This is a genomic window from Sphingomonas sp. SP5, from assembly GCF_058313455.1.
The window spans coordinates 56,454-78,845 of record NZ_JBZFLF010000001.1; the positions used below are offsets into that span (position 1 = coordinate 56,454).

Here is a 22,392-nt window from a genome sequence, read left to right on the forward strand (position 1 = left end):
TCCCGAACTCCTCTCGCGCCCTCGATTAAACAGGGCTCTTGACCATAAATCTCACAAGTCTATGATGAGATATCAGATAGTGCTTTTGGCATTTCTTGGTCAAGTCAAAGACGGCCGCTACGAGGGGATAGACGATGAAGGCGAGGACGCTCCACATCCTGGCGGGGATCGCGACCGGGGTTCTGGCCCAGGTGCTGGCGATGCCGGCAGCGGCACAGACCAGCCCGGCCAATCAGGAGGTGCCGGCCACGACCACGCCACCTGCCGCCGACCCCACCTCGCCGCCGTCCTCGATCGACACGGCGGCTCAGGAAGGCGAGGATATCGTCGTCACCGGCATCCGCCGCACCATCCAGCAGTCGATCGATATCAAGCGCAACAGCATCAACTCGGTCGATTCGATCACTACCGAGGATATCGGCAAGCTGCCCGACCAGAATGTCGCGGAATCCTTGCAACGCGTGCCGGGCGTGACGATCGAGCGCAACCGCGGCGACGGCCAGTTCGTCTCGGTCCGCGGCCTCGGCCCCGATTTCAACGCGGTGACCGTCAACGGCCGCGTCATCGCGACGGACAATCCCGGTCGCCGCTTCAGCTTCGATATCGTCCCCTCCGAACTGATCGTCGGCGCCGACGTCTACAAGAGCCCGACCGCGGCGATCAACGGCGCCAGCATCGGCGCCACCGTCAACATCCGCACCATCCGCCCGCTCGACCAGAAGCCGCTGGTGATCGCCGGCAGCGCGCGTGGCTTCTACAACGAAATGTCGGGCAACGTCGGGCCGGAGCTGTCGGGCCTTGCCAGCTATCACAATGCCGCCGGCACCTTCGGCCTGGCGCTCGTCGCCTCCTACGAGAACCGCAAGCAGCGCAGCGACGAATTCACCATCGGTGCCGGCCACGTGAAGCGCAGCAGCATCAACCCGGGCGACTATTTCTACAATCGCACCGGCCCGGGCGTCGCACCGTTCGCCAACGTCGACATGCCGTCCAACCTGTCGCCGTTCTTCGTCTTCCGCGACCGCGAGCGCCTCGGCCTCAACGGCACCGCGCAATATCGCCCGGTCGAGAACCTGACGCTGACCGTCGATGGCCTCTATTCGCGGCTGCGGCAGGTCGATCGCTACGTCGGCCTCGCCTATGATTTCAGCGGCGGCCGCATCGTCGACCAGGTCGTGCAGAACGGATCGGCGGTCTATCAGAAGATCGAGGGCGGCTTCGTCGACGAGATCATCCAGCAGACGCCGCGCCGTTCCGACACCTATCAGATCGGCTCCAACCTCGAATGGAAGACGGGCGATTTTCGTATCGCCTTCGACGCTTCCTATTCGGCGGCGAAGACCAACGTGCGCGACGACAATTACTTCACGACGATCCGCCGCACCGGCATGACCATGTCCTATGACCGGCGCTCGGGCAGCCCGCTGTACGATTACGATTTCTCCAGCCCCGCCTATCCCAACGCGCCGGTCGATACGACGCATATCGGCGCGCATTACTTCATCGTCGGCGGCGACAAGCGCAAGGATGATACGCTCGAATACAAGCTGGACGGCAAGTGGGACAATGGCGGCCCGGTCGCGATCAGCGTCGGCGCGTCGCGCCAGCGCCGCATCAAGACGGTGGATACCACCGCGCAATCATTCGCCGGGCAATGCGCCTTCTGCGGCGGCACGATCTACTACCCGCTGCCCTCGTCGCTGTTCCGTCCGACCAGCCTCGGCTTCTTCGCCAAGCAGGAGGCGAACATCGTGCGCGACTGGATCGACTACGATCCCGCCGCGCTGGTGCAGGCGCTGCGCGACTATCGCACCGCCGACGGCCGCTCGCTGTTCGTCGACCCGACCTACGATCCCTCGCAGAGCTCGCGGGTCAGCGAGCGGGTGTGGCTGGGCTATGCGATGCTCGACATGAAGGGTGAATTCCTCGGCCTGCCGATCGCCGCCAACGCCGGCCTGCGGGTGGAGGACACCCGCTTCACCTCATCGGGCGCCGCGCGCACGATCATCAGCGCACGGCCCAATGGCCTCGGGCAGAACATCATCCAGGTCAGCCCGGTCGTCCCGGTCAGCTTCGCCGGCCATTACACCGACTTCCTGCCCTCGGTGAACATCCGGCTCGACCTCACCGCCAAGCTCGTCGCCCGTTTCGCCGCCTCGCGCGTGATGACGCGGCCGACGCTCACCGATTTGTCGCCGGCGCAGAGCATCCAGACCAATCCCGGCAACGAGACGATCCGCCGCGGCAACCCCGACCTGCTGCCCTTCCGCGCCTCGCAGGCGGAATTCGGCCTCGAATATTATTTCTCGCGTCTCGGCCTGCTGTCGGCGACCGCCTTCTACAAGTCGATCGACTCCTTCGTCAGCCTGCGCACCACGCCGCAGCGGGTGGATCAGGTCACCTTCCAGGTGACGCAGCCGACCAACGGGCAGGGCGCGACGGTGAAGGGCGTCGAGGTCGGCTATCGCCAGGTGTTCGATTTCCTGCCCGGCCTGCTCAGCGGCTTCGGCACGGAAGCAAGCTATACCCGCACCGAAAGCAGCGCCAATTACACCAACGCGGTGACCGGCGTCAGCTACGGCCTCGAAGGGCTGTCGAAGAACAGCTACACGATCGTCGGCTTCTACGAAAAGGGGCTGTTGCAGGCGCGGCTCGCCTATACCTGGCGCGACCGGTTCCTGCAGGTGGCGAGCGGGCGCAACGGCGACCCCGAATATTTCGCCCCTTATGGCCAGCTCGACGGCAGCATCTCCTTCGCGCTCACCGACAATGTCTCACTGATGGCGGAGGCGCTCAACCTTACCGATACCAACGAGTTCATCTATTCGACGGTCGAAAGCCGGACCAAGGAATATCGCACCACCGGACGCCGCTACGCATTCGGCGCCCGCGTCCGCTTCTGATCTCCTGACCCCTTCCTCCCACCTGGGGGCGGCCTCACGTGCGCGGGAGGCCGCCCCTTTTTTTCAGGGGGCGGTGAGCTTCATCAGCACCAGGCCGCCGACGATCAGCAGCGCCGCGACCAGCCGCAGCGGCGTCATCGCCTCGCCCAGTATCAGCACGCCGACCGTAAAGGCACCGACCGCGCCGACGCCGGTCCAGACGGTATAGGCGGTGCCCAGCGGCAACGCGCGCATCGCCCAGGACAACAGGCCAAAGCTTACCAGCATGCCGGCGATGGTGATGACGCTCGGCCAGAGCCGGGTGAAGCCGTGCGACTGTTTCATCGCGGTCGCCCAGACGATTTCGAACAGGCCGGCGATGATGAGAACGATCCATGCCATGACGGCAGCCTCCACGGATTGCGAGTGCTGCCGGGCCGTCCCGGTCTTGACGCTCCACAGGGGAGGCGGGAACATGGTCGCCGCAGCGCGCCGTTACCCCGGGCGCGGGGCGTTCGGCAAGCATGGCTTCCCGATCGATCGCCGATATGGAATTATCGCCCGGGTGACGCATCTGCCATTCCCGTTCGCGCTCGGCGCTGCCGTGCTGCTCGCCGGCGCCGCGCCGGTCCCCGCCGGACCGCCGGTCGACGTCTACATCCTTGCCGGCCAATCCAACATGTCGGGCCGCGGCGCGCTGGCCGATCTGACGGAGGCAGAGCGCGCGGTCGACCCCGCCATCCTGCTCTACGGCAACGACGGCCGGTGGAAACCGGCACGCGAGCCGCTCGACGATGCGGCCGGCCAGAGCGATCCGGTGTCGGCGGACGCGAAGGCGGCGGTCGGCCCCGGCCTGTTCTTCGCTCGCGCCCTGCCGCGCGTGCCGGGACGGCGCATCGCGCTGCTGCCCTGCGCCAAGGGCGGATCATCCATGGCGCAATGGACGCCGGCGCCGGGCCGCGACACGCTGTACGGCTCCTGCATGCAGCGCGTCCGGCAGGCCGGCGGCCGGGTGGCCGGGCTGCTCTGGTATCAGGGGGAAACGGATGCGCAGGATATGGCGCAGGCGGCCAGATGGTCGGGCCGGATGCGGACCCTGATCGCCGCATTCCGCCGCGACCTGAGCGCTGCACGGCTGCCGACGGTCGTCGTCACGCTGGCCGATCGGCCCGATCGCAACGCGGCGCGCTTTCCTGCCTGGGCGGCGGTGCAGGGCCAGCAGGCCGGCCTCGATCTGCCGGGCGTCGCGCTGGTGCCCGCCGCGGGGCTGCCGCTATTGGCGGACGGCCTGCATCTCGATACCGCGGCACAGCGTGCGCTCGGCCGGCGCATCGCGGCGGCGATGACCCGCCTGCAACATCGCGCCGCCGACCGCTGAACGAAGGGGGGAAGGGCGGCGCGAACCGTCGGATGCACGCGCCGCCCGACCGCAGTTACTCGGCCGAGCCGAGCGTGTCCTTGGCGGCCTGCAATGCGGCCTTGCCGCCCTTGCGCGCCGTCTTGGCGGCGTCGCCGGCCGCGCGCTCGACCTTCTGCCCGGCCTTGCGACCGAGGCCGATAGTCTTGGCCATCGCGCTGCGGCTCTCGCTATAGGACGGCGCCACCATCGGATAGTCCGGACGCAGGCCGTAGCGCTGGCGATAGTCGTCGGGGCTCAGGCCGTGCGTCGACAGGTGGCGACGCAGCGTGCGGTAGGGCTTGCCGTCGATCAGCGAGATGATGTGATCGCGCGACGCCAGCGACTTGCGCACCGACACGGCGGGCGTGTGCTCCTGCGTGCCCTGGTCGGGCTCCGCGGCATCGGGGCTCGCCAGCTTGCCGACCGCGGCATGCATCGATTGGAGAAAGGCCGGCACGTCGTCGGCCGAGGTACGTGTATTGGGGTTGCTCAACCAGGCAATGGTGAGTTCGGTGGCAAGCTCGACCGTATTGATCTCGGTATTCATGGGCACTCGCTTTATCGTACGGGGGTTCTGCCAACCATAGTCGGAGCGGCCGGCACCACACTAAAGGATTGCATGAGCGAGAAAGTCAAAGCGCTATTTCGAAACGCAGTGATCGAGAACGTGATCGTTCTATAGTGAAGAACGGCCGCGGCAGTGGCTTCCCGTCCGATGCTGACATAGTTATCGGTGATCTTCAGCCCCGCGGAACGTCGCGCTCGCTCGACCGTATGCTGATCGAATCGCAGGAGAATACACGATCATGGCGCTCACCCCCCGCCTGTCCGGGCGTGTTGCGGCGCGGGCGCACCATTCCCCGGCGGCGAAGCTGTTGCAGAAGATCGAGCCGTTCTTCGCCATCGGCCAGGTGTCGGGCGGTCCGCTGCTCATCGCCACGGTGATCGCGCTGGTCATCGTCAATTCGCCCTGGGGCGCCGACTATATCCGGCTGTGGGATCGGCCGGTGCGGGTGAGCTACGGCGCGTGGGCGATCGCACGACCGGCCGCGGAATGGATCAACGATGCGCTGATGCCGCTGTTCTTCCTCATCATCGGTACGGAGGTGAAGCGCGAATTCGTCAAGGGCTCGCTCGCCTCGCTGCGCACCGCGGTGTTCCCGGTCGCCGGCGCGATCGGTGGGCTGGTGGTGCCGGTCGGCATCTACCTCGCCTTCAACTACGGCACGCCGACGCAGCATGGCTGGGGCGTCGTCGCGGCGATGGATACCGCGTTCAGCCTGGCGATCGTCGCGATGTTCACCACGCGCCTGCCCGCTGCGGTGCGGGCGGTGCTGCTCGCCTTCGCCGCGATCGACGATGTCTTCGGCCTGCTCGTCATCGCCGTCGCCTATACGGCGGAAATCCACCTGTGGTTTCTGCTCGCGGCGGGGATCGCCTACGCCTGCATCCTGGCGCTGCTGCGGGTGCGTTGGGTGGCGCCGATCCCCTATGTGCTGCTGGGGGTGATCGTGTGGATCGGCGTGTTCGGATCGGGCATCCACCCGACCATAGCAGGCGTCGCCGTCGGCCTGCTGCTGCCGACCAGTTCGCGCCTGTCGGAAGGGCGTTTCGCCGAGCGCGTCCAGCGCCCGGTCGACGAGTTCAAGGCCGCGCACGCTGCCGCCGAAGATGCGCCCGATCCGACCGCGGCCGAAGAGGCGCGCGAAGAGGCGCAGGTCCGGCTGGGCTATATCCACGAGATGGCGGCGGCGACCGACGAGGCGGCGGAGCGGCTGGTCCGCGTCCTGACGCCCTGGGTATCCTATGTGGTGCTGCCGCTGTTCGCGCTGTCGAACGTGCGCATCCATTTCTCGGCGGACCTGATCGGCGAGGCGGTGCATTCGCCGCTCGCGCTCGGCGTGGTCGCCGGCCTGGCGCTCGGCAAGCCGCTGGGGTTCCTCGGCGCGACCTGGGCGGCGACGCGGATCGGCCATGCCGAATTGCCCGAAGGCGTCACCTGGCGGATGGTGCTCGGCATCGGCGGGGTCGCCGGCATCGGCTTCACCATCTCGCTGTTCATCGCCGAACTCGCCTTCGCCGATCCGGTCCAGACCGAGCAGGCGGGGCTCGCCATCCTCGTCGCCTCGCTGATCTCCGGCCTGTTCGGCTATGCGATCTTCTGGAGGGCGGCGGCGCCGGCGGAGCGGTCGTAGGCGGGCGGGCGCTGCCCCATCGCCGCGCCGATCAGCAGCAGCGCGGGATCGCGCTCACCGATCGCCCGCACGAGGAAGGCGAGCGCATCCAGCCGCCCATGGATCAGCCGCTCGTCGGGCAGCGACACGTTGACCGCCACCACCACCGGCGTATCCGCCGCCAGGCCGGCGCGGATCAGCTGGCCCGACACCTCGCCCGCCGCCGCGCGGCCCATGTAGACCGCCAGCGTCGCGTCGGGCCGCGCCAGCGCTTGCCAGTCGAGATCGAGCGACTCCGCCCCGCGTGCATGCGCGGTCACCAGCGTCAGCGTACGGGCCTGGCCGCGCAACGTCAGTGAGAGGGTGCCCGACGCCGCAGCCGCACTTGCCGCGGTGATGCCGGGGCAGACGTGCACCGGAATGTCCTGCGCCGCGCAGGCGTGGATCTCCTCGGTCGCGCGGCCGAACACCGCGGGGTCGCCGCCCTTTAGCCGCACGACGCGCTTGCCCGCCACCGCCGCCGCGACGATCAGCCGGTCGATCGCGCCCTGGTCCTTGGAATGGCGGCCCGACCGCTTGCCGACCCCGACGCGTTCGGCACGATCCGGGATCAGCGCCAGCACGCCCGGCCCCACCAGAGCGTCGTAGAAGACGATATCGGCGGCGGCGATCAACCGTTCCGCCTTGCGGGTCAGCAGATCGGGATCGCCCGGCCCGGCGCCGACCAGCCAGACCGTACCGGGTGCGATGACGTCATGCGGCATGGGTGCGTCCGTCCTGCAGGATGCGGGCGAGTGCCGGCCGGCACGACCCGCAGTTGGTGCCCGCCTTCAGCGCGCCGCCGATCGCGGCGACATCGGTCAGCCGCTGTTCGGCGATCGCGGCGAGGATCGTCGTCAGTCCGACATCGAAACAGGCGCAGACGATCGGCCCGCGGTCCACCTGCACCCCCGGCGCGCGCCCGGCGAGCAGCGTGGGCGCCGCCTGCGCCTCGGCAAGCTGCGCCACCAGCCAGTCGCGCGGCGGCAGGCTGCCGTCGCGGGTGACGAACAGCGCGGCGGCGAGGCGGCCGTCGCGCAAGGTCGCGATCCGCCGCGTGCCGCGGGCGGCGTCGATCGCCTCCAGCCGTTCGCCCGCCGGCAGCAGCGCATCGAGCGCCGCCGGATCGCCGTCGCCCGCCAGGTCCCACAGCGTTCCGCACGGCACCGCGATGCGCGTCGCCCACAGGCAGTCGGGCCGCGCCGCCACCTCGTCCGCCAGGATCGCGAAGCCGCGCCACGTCGTCGCCACCGCCGCGATCCGTGCCGGCGTCGCCTTGAAGCCGGGCTGGCCGGAGATCGGGTCGGCCAGCGGGCGCGGCAGCAGGCCGGTGCGCCCGCCGGTCGACGTCCGATCGGTCCAGTGGATCGGCGTAAACAGTTCGCCGCGCCGCTGCGCATCGGTGACTCGCACCCGGAACAGGCTGCCGCCCTGCGGCGTCGCCACCCGCGCCAGGCCGCCGTCGGTCAGCGCCAGCGCGGCGGCATCGTCGGGATGCACCTCGACCAGCGGCTCCTCGCGATGGCGCGCGAGCTTGGGCGACAGGCCGGTCCGCGTCATGCTGTGCCACTGGTCGCGATAGCGTCCGGTGTTCAGCGTCATCGGCCAATCGGACAGGGGCGGGGCCAGCGGTTTCTGCGCCACCGCCACCAGCCGCGCGCGGCCATCGGGCGTCGCGAAGCGTCCGTCGGCGAACGGCGTGCCACCCCAGCGGAACGGCGGCATCGCATCGTAGGCGGCATTGCCGATCGCGGCCTGGCCCGGCAACGCAAACAGGCGCGTACTCTCGTTCTCATAGGTCGACAGCCGGCAATGCTCGCGCCACACGTCGGCGGCCCGCTCATAGGGAAAGGCGGTCTTCCACCCCATCCGCCGGCCGACCTCGCTGACGATCCACCAGTCGGGCTTCGCCTCGCCGGGCAGCGCCAGAAAGGCACGCTGGCGGCTGATCGTGCGATCGGAATTGGTGACGGTCCCGTCCTTCTCGCCCCAGGCGGCGGCGGGCAGCCGGACGTGCGCGTGGACGCTGGTGTCGGTCGTCTCTATCACGTCGCTGACCACGACGAAGGGGCAGGCGGACAGCGCCTCGCGCACCCGGCTGGCATCGGGCATCGACACGGCGGGATTGGTCGCCATCACCCACAAAGCCTTGATCCGGCCGCGGCCCAGTTCGCGGAACAGGTCGACCGCCTTCAGTCCCGGCTTCGTCGCCATGTTCGGCGCCGCCCAGAACCGGCCGACGCGCGCGACGTTCTCCGGCGCGAAATCCATATGCGCCGCCAGCGACGAGGCGAGCCCGCCGACCTCGCGTCCGCCCATCGCATTGGGCTGGCCGGTGATCGAGAAGGGCGCCGCACCCGGCGTGCCGATCCGCGCCGTCGCGAGATGGACGTTGAGGATCGCATTGACCTGATCGGTGCCGGCCAGCGACTGGTTCACCCCCTGGCTGAACAGCGTCACCGTCCGCGGATTGGCGACGAACAGGTCGAAGAAGCGCCGCAGGTCATCCGCCGCCACGTCGCAGGCGCGCGCCGTCGACCACAGGTCGCTGCCCCCGGCAAACGCCCAGAAATCCTCCGGCACGGCGACATGGCGCGCCAGATAGGCGTCATCCACCACCCCGGCGGCACGACACCAGGCGAGCAGCCCCTGCATCAGCGCGACGTCGCTGCCCGGCCGGATGGCAAGGTGCAGGTCCGCTTCCTCCGCCGTTTCGGTGCGGCGCGGATCGATGACGACCAGCTTCGCCCCCGCCGCGCACCGCGCGCGGATGCGCTGGTAGACGATCGGGTGGCACCAGGCGGTGTTGCTGCCGACCAGCACGATCAGGTCGGCGGCATCGAGATCGTCGTAGCTCGCCGGCACCACGTCCTCGCCGAACGCCCGCACATGACCGGCGACCGCGCTCGCCATGCAGAGCCGCGAATTGGTGTCGATGTTGGCCGAGCCGATGAACCCCTTCATCAGCTTGTTGGCGACGTAATAATCCTCGGTCAGCAACTGGCCCGATACGTAGAAGGCGACGCTGTTCGGCCCATGCCGCGCGATCGTTTCGCGAAAGCGGCGGGCGACGAGATCGAGCGCCTTGTCCCAGGACGCGCGCTTGCGCCCGATCATCGGCGTCAGCAAACGCCCGTCGAGCGCGATCGTCTCGCCGAGGTGCGTGCCCTTCGAACACAGCCGGCCGCGGTTGGCCGGATGGTCGGGATCGCCGGCGATGGTCGCCGTCCGCGCGCCGGTCGGCGTCGCGACGATCCCGCAGCCGACACCGCAATAGGCACAGGTGGTGCGCGTGCTCATCATTCCTCCCCGGCACGGGGAGGGGGACCAGCGAAGCTGGTGGAGGGGGGCTTCCGCGAGCGATGCCTCTTGTGGATCGCCCCCTCCACCACGCCGCTGCGCGTCGCGGTCCCCCTCCCCAAGCCGGGGAGGATCGCGCCGCACCTCACGCCGCCGCCTGCAGCACGCTGGTCCGGCAGATCAGCACCCGCCCGCCGCTCACCTTCACCGGCACCACCGGCGTGCAGCCCTTGTCCTCGCCCAGCGCCTCGCCGGTGGTGAGCGATATCCTCCAGTTATGCAGCGGACACGCCACGGCGCCGCCGTGTACGATCCCCTGGCTGAGGCGCCCGTGCTTGTGCGGGCAGCGGTCCAGCAACGCGAACACCTTGCCCTCGCCGGTGCGGAACACGGCGATGTCGTCGCCGCCCGCCACCTGCACCGTGCGGCTGCCGCGCACCGGGATCTCGTCGATCCAGCCGATATCGAGCCATTCGCCGATCATGCCAGCACCTCTTCCCTGGGAGTGAACACCGCCATCGGCGCATGCTGTTCGCGATCCACGCCGCCGACACGCGCCGCCCAGGGGTCGTCCTGCGAAAAGGACTGGGAATGGAGGAAGCGCGCCGCCAGCGCATCGCGGCCCTCGGCATCGTCGGCGATGCGTTCGCGGATATAATCCACCCCGACCCGCTCGATCCACGGCGCGGTGCGCTCCAGATAGCGCGCCTCCTCGCGGTACAGCTGGATGAAGGCGGCGCAGTAATGCATCGCCTCCGCCTCGGTGGCGACGCGGCAGAGCAGGTCGGTGGCGCGCACCTTGATGCCGCCATTGCCGCCGACGTGCAGCTCGTAGCCGCTGTCGACGCAGACGATCCCGAAATCCTTGATCGTCGCCTCGGCGCAATTGCGCGGGCAGCCGCTGACCGCGATCTTGAACTTGTGCGGCATCCAGCTGCCCCAGGTCATCCGCTCGACCTTGACGCCCAGCCCGGTCGAATCCTGCGTGCCGAACCGGCACCATTCCGATCCGACGCAGGTCTTCACCGTGCGCAGCGACTTGCCATAGGCGTGGCCCGACACCATCCCGGCGGCGTTGAGGTCCGCCCAGACCGCGGGCAGATCCTCCTTTTTGATCCCGAAGATATCGAGCCGCTGGCCGCCGGTCACCTTGACCATCGGCGCGTTGAACTTCTCGACCACGTCGGCGATCGCCCGCAGCTCCTTGGGGTTGGTCAGGCCGCCCCACATCCGCGGCATCACCGAATAGGTGCCGTCCTTCTGGATGTTGGCGTGCAGCCGCTCGTTGACGAAGCGGCTCTGCTGGTCGTCCTTGTAGTCGCCGGGCAGCGCGCAGAGCAGATAGTAATTGAGCGCCGGCCGGCACGACGAACAGCCGTCGGGCGTCGTCCAGTGCAGCCGCTGCATCACCTCGGGGATCGATCGCATGCCCTGCGCGACGATCTCGCGCCGCACGTCGTCGTGGCCGAAGCTGGTGCATTTGCACAGCGTCTTCGGTCCTGCCTGCACCTCGTCGCCGAGCGTGAGCGCGAGGATGCTTTCGACCAGCCCGGTGCACGACCCGCAGCTCGCCGACGCCTTGCACCCGGCCCGCACCGCATCCAGGCTGTGCGCGCCCCTGGCGATGCAGGCGACGACCTGCCCCTTGCTGACGCCGTTGCAGCCGCAGATCTCCACCTCGTCGGAGAGCGCCGCAACGGCCGCCTTAGGGTCCGCCGCGCCGCCTCCCGCGGCGAAGGCCTGGCCGAAGATCAGCATGTCGCGGATGGCGGACACGTCTTCGCCGCGCCTCAGCAGGTCGAAATACCAGCCGCCGTCCGCGGTATCGCCATACAGCACCGCGCCGACCACCTTGTCGCCGCGCACCACCACGCGCTTGTAGACCCCGCGCGATGCGTCGCGCAGCACGATGTCCTCCGCCCCGTCGCCGCCGGCGAAGTCGCCCGCCGAGAAGACGTCGAGCCCGGCGACCTTCAGCTTGGTCGAGGTGACCGACCCGCGATAGCCGCTGTGCCGTTCGGTCAGGCCGTCGGCGAGCGCCCGGCACATGTCCCACAGCGGCGCGACGAGGCCATAGACGGTGCCGTCATGCTCGACGCATTCGCCGACCGCCAGCACGCGCGGATCGCTGGTCACCATATGGTCGTCGACCGTGATGCCGCGTCCCACCTCGATCCCCGCGCTGCGCGCCAGCGCCACCGACGGGCGGATGCCGACCGCCATGACGACGAGGCTCGCCGGGATCACCGTGCCATCCTTCAGTTGGACGCCCTGGACCCTGGTATCGCCTAGGATCGCGGCGGTATGTGCCTCGGTCAGGATCGTCTGCCCGCGCGCCTCCAGCGCCTGCTTCAGCAGCCAGCCCGCCGCTTCGTCCAGCTGCCGCTCCATCAACGTCGGCATCAGGTGGATCACCGTCACCTTCATGCCGCGCAGGGTCAGCCCGTGCGCCGCCTCCAGCCCGAGCAGCCCGCCGCCGATCACCACCGCATCGCCGCCCCGCTCGGCGGCGCCCAGCATGTGGTCGACGTCGGCCATGTCGCGAAAGCTGATGACGCCGGGCAGGTCCTTGCCCGGCACCGGGATGATGAAGGGGTCGGACCCGGTCGCGATCAGCAGCCGGTCGTAGCCGACCGTCCGCCCCGACCGCGCGGTCACCGTCCGCGCCGTCCGGTCGATGGCCTCGACCGGGTCGCTCGCGATCAGCTCGATGCCGTTGCCCGCATACCAGGCGAGGTCGTTGATGACGATGTCGTCGAAGCTCTTCTCGCCCGCCAGCACCGGTGACAGCATGATACGGTTGTAGTTCACATGCGGTTCGGCACCGAAGATCGTCACGCGATAGCGGTGCGGATCGCGCGCGATCAGCTCCTCCACCGCGCGGCAGCCGGCCATGCCGTTGCCGATGACGACGAGATGCTCCCGCACGGTGGCGTCGGGTGTGATGGGCGAGTGTTGCGTCATAGGGTCCAGTCCAGTTGGAGCCAGAGTTTGCGCACGTCGGTGAACAGGCGGTCGGCCTGGTAATCGGCGTAGCGGATGCTTGCGGTGGTGCGGCGGCCGACCCTGGCCTGCGCGAGCAGGTTCAGCGTGTCGCCATAGTGGCGGACCAGCCGGTCGCTCTCCATGCGATGATAGGCGGCGACCAGCGTCACGGCCTGTAGCGGCCCGAGCTGCTTCCAGCCCCAGCCCGCGCTGGCGTAGAGGTCGCGCACCCCGTCGGGCGGCGTCGGGTTGAACCGGTCGGTCCAGCCCTGGAACTTGAACACCGCGGCGAGCGGCGTCTGGAAGCTGGTGAGCGCGATGCCCTTGCTGGCGCCCAGCACCTCGTAGCCGCCGCCGAGCCGCGGCCCGCCGAAATCGACGCCGGCGTCCGCCAGCCAGTAGCTCGCGGCATACTCGTTGGGGTTGCGGTGATAGTCGGACTGGCGGGCATGGCTCGCCTGCCACGTCACCACCGTCCGGCCGAATGCGCGGCTCCCGGCGAGCCGCGCGCCATAGCTCTGGCTCGACAGGCGATAGCCCTGCACGATCGCCTCGTCCTGGTCGACGAGGTAGGCGAAGCCGGTCAGCGTCCCCACCGGGGTCGCCACGCCCAGCGTCGCGAACACGTTGTTGCCGCTCACCGCCTGCTGGCGCGTGCCGGCGCCGTCGATGCCCCAGACAGTGCGGACGCCCCAGGCATAGGTCACGTCCGCCCTGACGCCCTTCACCGGCGTCACCTCCGCCCGCACCGCGTCGAAGGTCTGGCCGTTGTTGCGGATGCCGGCCGCGCCGACGAAGCGTTCGTCCTCCAGCGCGATCCGCTGCCGCCCGGCGGTGACGGTCAGCGCCGGGCTGCGATATTGCAGCTGCGCGCGATAGAGCGCGATGTTCTGCGGATCGGCGATCAGCGGCCGCTGCGTCGCCGATCCGTGTAGCCCGTCGAAATAGTCGGGCACGATGGCAAGGTTGCCCTGCGCCTCGGCCAGCGCCGACCAGCGCCCGTCGGTCACCTGCACGCCGCTGCGGATGCGCGCCGTCACCGCATCGCTATCCTCGGGCAGGCCGCCCTGCTCGACATGCTCGTGGCGCAGCCGCGCCTCGACCAGCGGCGTGATCGTCTGCGCCGCAGCGGGAACCGCGGCGCAGGTGAGGACGGGCAGGAGGGTGGCGTAAGTCAGACGCATGGTGGTTCAGATCCGTACGGTCGCGGCGGCGCCCCAGCGCGCACGCCATCCCCGCTTCACTAGCGTGAGGCCGGCGAGCGCCGCCAGTGCGAGACCGGCGAAGATCAGGAACCCGGGCGCGAAGCTGCCCGTCCATTGCTTGGCAAGGCCGAGCGACGAGGCGAGATAGAAGCCGCCGATACCGCCCGCAAAGCCGACCAGCCCGGTCATCACCCCGATCTCCTGGGCGAAGCGCTGCGGCACCAGCTGGAACACCGCGCCATTGCCCGTGCCGAGCGCGAGCATCGCCAGCACGAAACAGCCAAGCGCCGCCTCGACGCTTCCCGCCATGCTGACGCCGACCAGCGCCAGCGCGGCGATGGCGAACACCGCGGTCAGCGCCTTCACCCCGCCGACCGCATCGGCGAGCGCGCCGCCCATCGGCCGCACCAGCGACCCCGCGAACACGCAGGCCGCGGTGCAATAGCCCGCCTGGATCGTCGTCAGCCCGAAGCGGTCGGTGAAATAGATCGGCAGGCTGGCCGCCAGCCCGACGAACCCGCCGAAGGTGACCGCGTAGAAGCCCATCAGCCACCAGGCATCGGCGCTCCCGAGCGGCGTCAGATACTGGCCGAAGCTCTTGGGCGCCGGCGGATTGGGCGCATCCTTCGCCATCAGCCAATAGGCGACCAGCACTGCGGTGAGCGGCAGGCAGGCAAGGCCCAGCACCGCATTCCAGCCGAAGACCTTGGCGAGGGCAGGGGCGAACAGCGCGGCGAGCACCGTTCCCGAATTGCCCATGCCGGCAAGGCCCATCGCCTTGCCTTGGTGTTCGGGCGGATACCAGCGGCTGGCGAGCGGCAGCGCGATCGCGAAGGAAGCGCCGGCAAAGCCCAGGATCACCCCCAGCGCCAGCGTGCCGCCGAAGCTGTTCACTCCCAGCGCCCAGGCGGCGGCGAGGCCGGCGATGACGATCACCTGGCTGATCGCCCCCGCCGTCTTCGGCCCGATCCGGTCGACCAGCAGCCCGTTGACGACGCGCAGCACCGCACCCGCCAGCGTCGGCGTCGCCACCATCAGCCCCTTTTCGGCGGGCGTCAGCGCCAGCGTCCGCGCGATCTCCGGCGCCAGCGGCCCGAGCAGCACCCACACCATGAAGGCGAGGTCGAAATACAGGAATGCGGCGATCAGCGTCGGCGTGTGCCCGCTCGCCCAGAAGCCGCTGCGTGCCTCGCTCTTGCCGTCCCAAAATGCCGTTGCCATGCCCGCGTGTCCCCTTGGCGAAAAGACAAAGAAAAAGCCGCCAGGACGACGGCCATCGCTGGCAGCATCCTGGCGGCTTCGTTGCCGTCGGCGGACCGGCTTCACGCCAGATCCGTCGTCGCGATACCGGCCCCCCGTTGGACCGGCACCGCGTCTATCTCATGTCCGGCACCCTTGCCCGACGCATGGGAAGCTGCCTGATTCGCGAGCAAGGCGCAAGCCCATTTCGCACCCGCAGCAAAGTTGACCCCTCCACCGTCATCCCGGCGAACGCCGGGACCCATGGACGCCAGCGGCCCGTGAGTCGCACACCATCAGCCGCGTGCCTCCATGGGTCCCGGCGTTCGCCGGGATGACGGACTGGAAGCAGAAGCGTCAAAACACCAGGGCGAACGGACCTACCCCTCCAACCCCCGCAGATACCCCGGTATCTCATCCGGATCGAACGCCCGCCCGTCGAAGAACCGGTCGCTTCCCAAAATCAGCCGCCCCTGCGTCGCCCCGACACCCGTCGCCGCGGCGATCGACCCTTCCAGCTTCGAACTCGCCCCCGGCAGCGTCGCCGACGATCCCGCCAGCGCCGCGCGATACAGGTCCGGCCGGAACACCCCCTCCGCCGCCTTCGCCTCCTCGGCCGAAAACGGCGTCCCGTCCCAGCGCGTCATTTGCGAATAGAGCCACGCCGCCTGGCTGCGCCACGGGAAGTTCGCCGCCTCGCGATACTGGAACATGAAGTCGGGGACGTGCAGCGCCGCGCCCGCCCGCATCAGCCGCACGCGGTCGGTGATCGCGCGCAGGATCGTTGCCGCCGGGGCATCGCAATATTCCGGCCGCGACAGGATCGCCGCGCTCTCCTCCGCCGTATCGGGCGCGACGAAATGCGCGGCCGCCCGGTGCAGCGCGCGGATCAGCGCCGCCACCTCGTCGCCGCGCTCCGCCGCCGTGTCGGCGCGCAGGGCCAGCACCTTCTCCACCCCGCGCCGCCAGATCTGCGCGGTCACCAGCGCGATCCGGCCGACGCCGCGATCCACCGCAATGCTGTTCCATGGCTCGCCGACGCAGATGCCGTCGACCTCGCCCGCCGCCAGCGCGTCGGCGGCGAAGGGCGGGCTGGTGACGACGATCTCCACGTCGCGATCGGGCCGGATGCCGACCGCCGCCAGCCAATAGCGCAGCATGTAATTGTGGCTCGAATAGCGATGCACCACGCCGAAGCGCAGCCGCGCGCCCGCCGCGGCCCGCGCCAGCGCCACGGCGCGCAGCCGCGCGCCCAGCGCCACCGGATCGGCGAGTTCCGCATCCAGCGCCACCGCCTCGGCCAGCGCCGTTGACAGCGTCACCGCATTGCCGTTCAGCCCCAGCACGAACGGCACGGCCAGCGGCACCGCCGGCCGCCCGCGTCCCAGCGTCGTCGCGATGGCGAGCGGCGCGATCAGGTGCGCGGCATCGGTATGGCCATACAGCAGCCGGTCGCGCACTGTCGCCCAGGTCATGTCGCGCACCGGCGCGATGGCGATGCCTTCCGCGGCGGCGAAGCCCTGCTCGCGCGCCAGGATCGGCAGCGCGGCATCGACCAGCGGCAGGAAGCCGATGCGGAACGTCGGCCGATCGGGGGGGAGCGTCACGGCAGTTCTCCCATCAGCGCGTCGCTGGTGACGATCGCCTCGGCGATCTCGGCGATGCGCCGGTTGGATCGCATCGCATGGCTGCGCAGCAGCGCATAGGCGGCAGGCTCGTCGAGGCCGCGCCGCTTCATCAGGATCGCCTTGGCACGGTCCACCGCCTGCCGGTCGGCGAGCGCGCTCTTCGCCTCGGCCAACTCGCTCTGCAACCGCGCAAAGGCCTGGAAGCGGCGGACGGCCAGGTCGAGCACCGGCTTGATCCGCTGCTTGGCAAGGCCGTCGACGATATAGGCGGAGACGCCCGCATCCACCGCCGCCGCCGTCGCTTCGGCATCGCTCTGGTCGACGAACATCGCGATCGGGCGGGCGAGCGCGCGGCTCATCGCGAAGAAATCCTCCAGCACGTCACGGCTGGGATTTTCGAGGTTGACCAGCACCACCTCGGGCCGCGCCGCCTCCAGCTGCGCCAGCAGCGGCCCGCCGGGATCGATCAGCGCGAGGTCGCCGAGCCCCGCCTCGCGCAGGCCGTCGGAGATGATCGCCGCGCGCGTCGTGCTGGTGTCGATGATCGCGATCCGCATGGCGGGTGATTATGCCGCTTTGCAGCATGAATCCAAGTCGGCCGCGTGTCGGCGCAGCGTATCGAGCAGCGCGGCATACCCGGCGCTGCGCCGCAGCCGCGGCAGCGCCGCTTCGGGCACGCTGAGGCCGATGCGCCGCACCGGGTCGAAACCGCGCAGGTCGAGCATTGCGATCCCCGGCCCAGCCAGGCTGCGCGGCATCACGGTGATGCCCAGCCCCGCCGCGACATAGGCGGCGGCGCGATCCTCGCTCACCGTGCGCGCGGCCATGAACGGGCGGATGCCGCGCGCGGTGAAGAAGCGGCTGACCAGCGGCAGCACCTCGCAATGGCGCCGGACGATCATCGTCTCCGCGCCGATCTCCTCCGCCGACACCGCCGTGCCACGGCCGAGCGGATGGTCCTGCGCCATCGCCACGCCATAGCGGTCGCGGCCGATCACCTCCGCCAGGCCGCCGTCGTCCGCCGTCGCCACCAGCAGGGCGTCGATCCGCCCGCGGTCCAGCTTCGCCTGCAATTCGCTCGTCCGGCCCTCGACGATCTCGATCCGCTCGTCGCCGCCCGCGCCGCGCGCCGCGCGCAGCGCCGCCGCCAGCCAGCGCGTCGGCAGCGTCGGGGCGACGCCGATGCGGATCAGCATATGCGGCGGCGCCGCGGCGACGGCGCGCTCGGCGGCGACGAAGCCCGCCTCGATGCCGCGCGCATGCTGCGCGAACTGCGCGCCCGCGTCGGTCAGCCGCACCCGCCGCGTGCTGCGATCGAACAACCGCTGGCCCAGCGCCGCCTCCAGCTTGGCGATGCCCGCCGACAGCGTCGGCTGCGTGACCCGGCACTGCGCCGCCGCCGCGGAAAAGCTGCCGTGATCGACGATGGCCAGGCAATAGCGGATCAGATAGCGGTCGATCATAGATGCCATCTATAGGTCGCCGCGCGCGCTGTCGATTTTTACCCAACCGCCCCGCTGTGCTATCGCACTGGTCAAAGACAGGAGCGGATGCCTTGAACGATTTCGATTTCGCCTTGGGCGAGGCGGCGGACATGATCCGCGAGAGCACGCGGCGCTTCGCCACCGACCGCATCGCCCCGCTGGCGGCCAGAATCGACGCCGACGACTGGTTCCCGCGCGACGAACTGTGGCCGGCGATGGGCGAGCTCGGCCTCCACGGCATCACCGTCGAGGAGGAATACGGCGGTCTCGGCCTCGGTTATCTCGAACATGTCGTCGCGGTCGAGGAGGTCAGCCGCGCGTCGGCTTCGATCGGCCTCAGCTACGGCGCGCATTCCAACCTCTGCGTCAACCAGATCCGCCGCTGGGGCAACCCCGAGCAGAAGGCGAAGTACCTGCCCAAGCTGGTCAGCGGCGAACACGTCGGCAGCCTCGCCATGTCGGAAGCCGGCGCCGGCTCCGATGTCGTGTCGATGAAGCTGCGCGCGGCGAAGACCGACAGCGGCTACATCCTCAACGGCACCAAGTTCTGGATTACCAACGCCGCCTACGCCGATACGTTGGTCGTCTATGCCAAGACCGGAGAAGGGAGCCGCGGCATCACCGCCTTCCTGATCGAGCGCGACATGCCCGGCTTCGGCATCGGGCAGAAGATCGACAAGATGGGCATGCGCGGCTCGCCGACCGCGGAACTGGTGTTCGACGACTGCCATGTGCCGGCCGAAAACGTCATGGGTCCGGAAAACGGCGGCGTCGGCGTGCTGATGAGCGGCCTCGACTACGAGCGCGCGGTGCTCGCCGGCATCCAATTGGGCATCATGCAGGCCTGCCTCGACGTCGTCGTCCCCTTCGTGCGCGAGCGCAAGCAGTTCGGTCAGCCGATCGGCCAGTTCCAGCTCATGCAGGCCAAGATCGCCGACATGTACGTCGCGCTCAATTCGGCGCGCGCCTATGTCTATGCGGTGGCGAAAAGCTGCGACGCCGGCCGCACCACCCGCTTCGACGCGGCGGGTGCGATCCTTTACGCGAGCGAGAATGCGGTGAAGGTCGCGCTGGAGGCGATCCAGGCGCTGGGCGGCGCCGGCTATACCAAGGACTGGCCGGTCGAACGCTTCATGCGCGATGCCAAGCTGCTCGACATCGGCGCCGGCACCAACGAAATCCGCCGCATGCTGATCGGCCGCGAACTCATCGGCGCCGCGCCGAAGGTGGCACAGTGAGGGGGGGGCCTTGCATTCCTCCCCGGCACGGGGAGGGGGACCGTTCGCGCAGCGAATGGTGGAGGGGGCGTGCCGCAAGCGCAATGCCTGCGGAAGCCCCCCTCCGTCACGGCTGCGCCGTGCCACCTCCCCGTGCCGGGGAGGATCTGATCGGCCCCGCTCTCGCCACCACCGTCACCCGCGACGGCGAGGCCTTCCAGCGCAACGCCGCGCACAACCGCGCGCTCGCCGAGCACCTGCGCAGCGATGTCGCCCGCGCCGCCCGCGGCGGCAGCGAGGCATCACGCGACCGCCACACCGCGCGCGGCAAATTGCTCCCCCGGATGCGCGTCGAACGCCTGCTCGATCCCGGCAGCGCCTTGCTCGAGATCGGCCAGCTCGCCGCCCACGGCCTCTACGACGATGAGGTCCCCGGCGCCGGCGTCATCGCCGGCATCGGCCGCGTCTCCGGCCGGCAGGTGATGATCGTCTGCAACGACGCGACGGTGAAGGGCGGCACCTATTACCCCCTGACCGTCAAGAAGCACCTGCGCGCGCAGGAGATCGCGCAGGAAAACCGGCTGCCCTGCATCTACCTCGTCGACAGCGGCGGCGCCAACCTGCCGCACCAGGCGGAGGTATTCCCCGATCGCGAGCATTTCGGCCGCATCTTCTTCAACCAGGCGAACATGTCCGCAGCTGGCATCCCGCAGATCGCCTGCGTGATGGGCAGCTGCACCGCCGGCGGCGCCTATGTCCCGGCGATGTCGGACGAGACGATCATCGTGCGCGGGCAGGGGACGATCTTTCTCGCCGGCCCGCCCCTGGTGAAGGCCGCGACGGGCGAGGTCATCTCGGCGGAGGACCTGGGCGGCGCGGAGACGCACGGCCGCCGCTCGGGCGTTGTCGACCACGTCGCCGAAAACGACGATCATGCGCTCACCATCGTCCGCGACATCGTCGCGACGCTGCCCGAACAGACCGGGCCCGGTATCGCGCCCGCGCGCGCGCCGCTCTATCCGGCGGAGGACCTCTACGGCATCGTCCCCGACGACGTGCGCGCGCCCTATGACGTGCACGAGGTGATCGCCCGGCTGGTCGACGGGTCGGAATTTCACGAGTTCAAGGCCTTGTACGGCGCGTCGCTCGTCTGCGGCTTCGCGACCATCCACGGCCTGCCCGTCGCCATCCTCGCCAACAACGGCGTGCTGTTCAGCGAGAGCGCACAGAAGGGCGCGCATTTCATCGAGCTCGCCTGCCAGCGCCGCGTGCCGCTGCTGTTCCTCCAGAACATCTCGGGCTTCATGGTCGGCGGCCGCTACGAGGCGGAGGGGATCGCCAAGCACGGCGCCAAGCTCGTCACCGCGGTCGCCACCGCCAGCGTGCCCAAGATCACCGTGCTGATCGGCGGCAGCTTCGGCGCGGGCAATTACGGCATGTGCGGCCGCGCCTATTCGCCCCGCTTCCTCTTCACCTGGCCCAACAGCCGGATCAGCGTGATGGGCGGAGAGCAAGCGGCCAGCGTCCTCGCCACCGTCCACCGCGAAGCCGACCGCTGGACGCCGGAGGAAGCCGAAGCCTTCAAGGCCCCCGTCCGCGCCAAGTATGAGGACGAGGGCAACCCCTGGTACGCGACCGCGCGCCTGTGGGACGACGGCATCATCGACCCCGCCCAGACCCGCGACGTCCTCGGCCTGTCGCTCGCCGCCTGCCACAACGCCCCAATCCCCGAACGGCCGTCCTTCGGCCTGTTCCGGATGTGAGGGGAGGGGCCGCGCGCCTATTCCTCCCCAAGCTCCGCTTGGGGAGGGGGACCGCCGGCCGCAGGCCGGTGGTGGAGGGGCAGCCGCGCATTTGCGGCGGCCACTATACCCGCCACCACATTCACCATCTCCCGAAACACCAGCGCAGCTGGCACGCGCATTGTTTGGATGCCGTGTTCCGCGAGCCACCGGTCTCGTTCGACGTCACGTGCGGGTTGCTCTCCACGATCATGCGCTTCGCCGTCCACTTCGATCGCCAGCCTCGCCGCCGCACAGAAGAAATCGATGGAAAAACGACCGGCGGGATGCTGTCGCCGGAATTTGAGTCCTGCGGGCCGCTGGCGCAGTTCGCACCACAAAGCGACTTCCGCGGGAGACATTTCGCGTCGCAATCGACGCGACCGTCGCACCGTCGCGCCTGGTTTCCTCGGTATCGCCATGGCCCCTCCACCACCCGACTTCGCCGGGCGGTCCCCCTCCCCGCGCTGCGCGCAGGGAGGACGATAGCACGAAAGGCCGTTTCATGATGCCCGCCGCCTCTCTCCCCCTTCTCCTCGCCCTGCAATCGGCGGACACGCTGCCGCCGGCCAACCCGTTGCCCTATGCCGATCCCGATGCGGTGGCGGTGATGGCGCCGGTTAACGCGCTGCTCGCCGCGCTGGAGCGCAACGATGGCGCCGCCGTGCTCGCCGCGACGCTGCCCGAAGGCACCGTCACCGCCGCCCGCACCGCGCCCGACGGCACGCCCCAGCGCCGCACCCAGCGCTGGGCGGATTTCGCCGCTGCGCTGAGGCCCGATGCCGCCAGGGTCAGCGAACGCCTCGGCGAACCGGCGATCGAGGTCGACGGCGATGTCGCCATGGTCTGGGCATCCTATACGGTCACCGTGGACGGCAAGCTGTCGCACTGCGGCTACAATCTGTTCGATCTCGTCCGCGGACCAGCAGGGGCAGGCGGGTGGAGGATCCTCAACGTCACCTATTCGCACCGCACCACCGGATGCCCCGCCTGATGCGCCTGTCCTACACCGCGGCACCTCGGCTATACCGCGGGGGCATGGCCGCGCTTCACGCCCCC

General features: G+C 69.5%; 18 protein-coding genes. 6 read left to right on the forward strand and 12 right to left on the reverse strand.

Annotated features, from left to right (window positions below):
- Positions 1-134: 134 nt before the first annotated feature.
- Positions 135-2,903 carry a TonB-dependent receptor gene (locus AC4GY7_RS00205; protein WP_491111309.1) on the forward strand — a complete coding sequence of 923 codons (2,769 nt, stop codon included), beginning with the start codon at positions 135-137 and terminating at the stop codon, positions 2,901-2,903.
- 63 nt (positions 2,904-2,966) lie between these two features.
- Here the strand turns inward: AC4GY7_RS00205 and AC4GY7_RS00210 are convergent, their stop codons facing one another.
- Positions 2,967-3,284 carry a DMT family transporter gene (locus tag AC4GY7_RS00210; RefSeq protein WP_491111310.1) on the reverse strand — a complete coding sequence of 106 codons (318 nt, stop codon included), beginning with the start codon at positions 3,282-3,284 and terminating at the stop codon, positions 2,967-2,969.
- Positions 3,285-3,447: 163 nt separating this feature from the next.
- Here AC4GY7_RS00210 and AC4GY7_RS00215 point away from each other — a divergent pair, with 163 nt between their 5' ends.
- Positions 3,448-4,260: a sialate O-acetylesterase gene (locus tag AC4GY7_RS00215; protein WP_491111311.1), complete on the forward strand. Its 813-nt coding sequence runs from the start codon at positions 3,448-3,450 to the stop codon at positions 4,258-4,260.
- Between the two features lie 55 nt (positions 4,261-4,315).
- Here AC4GY7_RS00215 and AC4GY7_RS00220 read toward each other — a convergent pair whose 3' ends face one another.
- Positions 4,316-4,828 (reverse strand): Ros/MucR family transcriptional regulator, encoded by a 513-nt coding sequence (locus AC4GY7_RS00220; RefSeq protein ID WP_491111313.1) that lies wholly within the window; start codon positions 4,826-4,828, stop codon positions 4,316-4,318.
- 259 nt (positions 4,829-5,087) lie between these two features.
- On the opposite strand from AC4GY7_RS00220, the gene nhaA reads away from it, so the two are divergent.
- Entirely contained in the window at positions 5,088-6,476 is a 1,389-nt protein-coding gene (gene nhaA, locus AC4GY7_RS00225; RefSeq protein ID WP_491111314.1) for a Na+/H+ antiporter NhaA, read from the forward strand.
- Here nhaA and cobA read toward each other — a convergent pair.
- The 9 genes from cobA to AC4GY7_RS00270 form a co-directional block, all read right to left on the reverse strand.
- Positions 6,431-7,219 carry a uroporphyrinogen-III C-methyltransferase gene (gene cobA / locus AC4GY7_RS00230; RefSeq protein ID WP_491111316.1) on the reverse strand — a complete coding sequence of 263 codons (789 nt, stop codon included), beginning with the start codon at positions 7,217-7,219 and terminating at the stop codon, positions 6,431-6,433. The genes nhaA and cobA overlap by 46 nt on opposite strands.
- Positions 7,209-9,797: a molybdopterin-dependent oxidoreductase gene (locus AC4GY7_RS00235; protein ID WP_491111317.1), complete on the reverse strand. Its 2,589-nt coding sequence runs from the start codon at positions 9,795-9,797 to the stop codon at positions 7,209-7,211. Before AC4GY7_RS00235 ends, cobA begins: the two co-directional genes overlap by 11 nt.
- 142 nt (positions 9,798-9,939) lie before the next feature.
- Positions 9,940-10,278 carry a nitrite reductase small subunit NirD gene (gene nirD, locus AC4GY7_RS00240; protein WP_491111319.1) on the reverse strand — a complete coding sequence of 113 codons (339 nt, stop codon included), beginning with the start codon at positions 10,276-10,278 and terminating at the stop codon, positions 9,940-9,942.
- The gene (nirB, locus tag AC4GY7_RS00245) at positions 10,275-12,758 is read right to left on the reverse strand and encodes a nitrite reductase large subunit NirB (RefSeq protein WP_491111321.1); all 2,484 of its coding nucleotides are present in this window, start codon (positions 12,756-12,758) and stop codon (positions 10,275-10,277) included. The genes nirD and nirB overlap by 4 nt, the downstream gene beginning before the upstream one ends.
- Positions 12,755-13,963, reverse strand: a complete 1,209-nt coding sequence (locus AC4GY7_RS00250; protein WP_491111322.1) for an alginate export family protein — start codon at positions 13,961-13,963, stop codon at positions 12,755-12,757. The genes nirB and AC4GY7_RS00250 overlap by 4 nt, the downstream gene beginning before the upstream one ends.
- Positions 13,964-13,969: 6 nt before the next feature.
- Complete coding sequence (locus AC4GY7_RS00255) at positions 13,970-15,205, reverse strand: nitrate/nitrite transporter (RefSeq protein WP_491111324.1); 1,236 nt, start codon at positions 15,203-15,205, stop codon at positions 13,970-13,972.
- 398 nt (positions 15,206-15,603) lie between these two features.
- The gene (locus AC4GY7_RS00260) at positions 15,604-16,830 is read right to left on the reverse strand and encodes a CmpA/NrtA family ABC transporter substrate-binding protein (RefSeq protein WP_491111326.1); all 1,227 of its coding nucleotides are present in this window, start codon (positions 16,828-16,830) and stop codon (positions 15,604-15,606) included.
- Entirely contained in the window at positions 16,827-17,408 is a 582-nt protein-coding gene (locus tag AC4GY7_RS00265; protein WP_491111327.1) for an ANTAR domain-containing response regulator, read from the reverse strand. Before AC4GY7_RS00265 ends, AC4GY7_RS00260 begins: the two co-directional genes overlap by 4 nt.
- A 9-nt stretch (positions 17,409-17,417) precedes the next feature.
- The gene (locus AC4GY7_RS00270) at positions 17,418-18,314 is read right to left on the reverse strand and encodes a LysR family transcriptional regulator (protein ID WP_491111329.1); all 897 of its coding nucleotides are present in this window, start codon (positions 18,312-18,314) and stop codon (positions 17,418-17,420) included.
- A 92-nt stretch (positions 18,315-18,406) separates the two neighbouring features.
- On the opposite strand from AC4GY7_RS00270, the gene AC4GY7_RS00275 reads away from it, so the two are divergent.
- Both AC4GY7_RS00275 and AC4GY7_RS00280 read left to right on the forward strand, forming a co-directional pair.
- Complete coding sequence (locus tag AC4GY7_RS00275) at positions 18,407-19,573, forward strand: isovaleryl-CoA dehydrogenase (RefSeq protein ID WP_491111331.1); 1,167 nt, start codon at positions 18,407-18,409, stop codon at positions 19,571-19,573.
- Positions 19,574-19,719: 146 nt separating this feature from the next.
- Positions 19,720-21,315, forward strand: coding sequence for a carboxyl transferase domain-containing protein (locus AC4GY7_RS00280; protein WP_491112061.1), 1,596 nt, complete (start codon positions 19,720-19,722; stop codon positions 21,313-21,315).
- A 17-nt stretch (positions 21,316-21,332) separates the two neighbouring features.
- Here the strand turns inward: AC4GY7_RS00280 and AC4GY7_RS00285 are convergent, their stop codons facing one another.
- A complete protein-coding gene (locus tag AC4GY7_RS00285) occupies positions 21,333-21,755 on the reverse strand; it encodes an endonuclease domain-containing protein (RefSeq protein WP_491111332.1) in 423 nt (140 codons plus the stop codon).
- An 83-nt stretch (positions 21,756-21,838) separates the two neighbouring features.
- Between AC4GY7_RS00285 and AC4GY7_RS00290 the strand changes: the two genes are divergently transcribed.
- Positions 21,839-22,327 (forward strand): nuclear transport factor 2 family protein, encoded by a 489-nt coding sequence (locus AC4GY7_RS00290; protein WP_491111334.1) that lies wholly within the window; start codon positions 21,839-21,841, stop codon positions 22,325-22,327.
- Positions 22,328-22,392: the final 65 nt, after the last annotated feature.